Source organism: Mesorhizobium sp. WSM4898 (genome assembly GCF_029625845.1).
GTDB lineage: Bacteria > Pseudomonadota > Alphaproteobacteria > Rhizobiales > Rhizobiaceae > Mesorhizobium.
On the sequence record NZ_JARTVQ010000029.1, the window covers coordinates 1 to 1,058 of the forward strand.

1 protein-coding gene and 2 pseudogenes are annotated in these 1,058 nt (G+C 57.1%); all 3 read left to right on the plus strand.

What is annotated here, in order from left to right; genetic code table 11:
- A pseudogene (locus P9228_RS30810) lies at window positions 1-392 on the plus strand (DUF269 domain-containing protein); the annotation flags it as partial.
- 90 nt (window positions 393-482) lie between these two features.
- On the plus strand, window positions 483-641 hold the full coding sequence (locus P9228_RS30815; RefSeq protein WP_224571204.1) for a CCE_0567 family metalloprotein: 159 nt from the start codon (window positions 483-485) through the stop codon (window positions 639-641).
- Window positions 638-954 (plus strand): annotated as a pseudogene (fdxB, locus tag P9228_RS30820) (ferredoxin III, nif-specific). Before P9228_RS30815 ends, fdxB begins: the two are co-directional and overlap by 4 nt.
- Window positions 955-1,058: the final 104 nt, after the last annotated feature.

Sequence of the window (1,058 nt, forward strand, 5' to 3'; positions counted from 1 at the left end):
GACGACGAGGCCCTTGCTTCCCCGTTCGTCAAATGCCTCCTGCGGCTCATTCGTACTCAGGATTCCTTCGGCTTATGGGAAGGCCATTCGGATGCCGAGCTGCTGGCCGAGTTCATCATCACCAAGCAACAGCAACGTGCGGTACCCTTTGGCGGCGATCCCGATCCTGACGCGCTGTGGAGGCTCGACATGTTTACACCGCCGTAGCGCTTGCGATCGAGGAGCGCTCCGGCGTGTCGACGTCGCCAATAATTGGAATGAAGCCCCTGCGGGCTTCCAGCGGTTGGGCGTTCTGTCGAGACGTCCACCGGTTCGGCTTCGAGACTTTCCGCAAACTTGCTGAGGCCGGTACGAAACTGGTCGACGATGCGACTGCAGCCATTGAAGCCTAGCCCGAGATGGAGCGCATCAAGAAACCATTGTTCCAGGAAGGATCTATGTCAGACCTAGATAGGATGAGGAAAAAAGTCTGAAAGCTCCAGTTGCGTGCAGCTATTGCCAAGATGGCATTGCAGGACCTCGTCGAGGGTCTGCCGGGCAAGTGGGCCGACATACAGGAAGTCGCCGAGAAAACCCAAGCCGTTTATGCCGAGTTGGATGTTGCCAAGAGAGAACTCGCTTCAATGAAGAATTTAGGATGATGCGCACATTCACCACCCGTGACGGCTCCATTTGGATGCCGCCGTACCTGACCTCCATCGATAGCAAATCTGCATCGGCTGCTGCCGTTGTTTCAAGGTCTGCTCGCGCGATGTCATGCATCTTCACGGCGTTGATGATGCGGGTGAAATCCTCGGCCCCTGCGATGACGAGGACGACGATTTCGACGGCAAGCTCAATCGCATGATCATGGTTGTCGATGATGCCGGCCGCTGCATAGGCTGCGGAGCCTGCGGCCGCGTCTGCCCCAAGAACTGCCAGACGCATGTTGCGGCCGACGAGCTCGCAACATGATCTGGCGAAAACCAGGAGAACGGCGTTGCACTTCATCTTTTTGTCGGCTCGTGGGGCTGGTCCTGTGCAGCAATGCGTCGATGGTTTACTTCGCTTTGGATTCG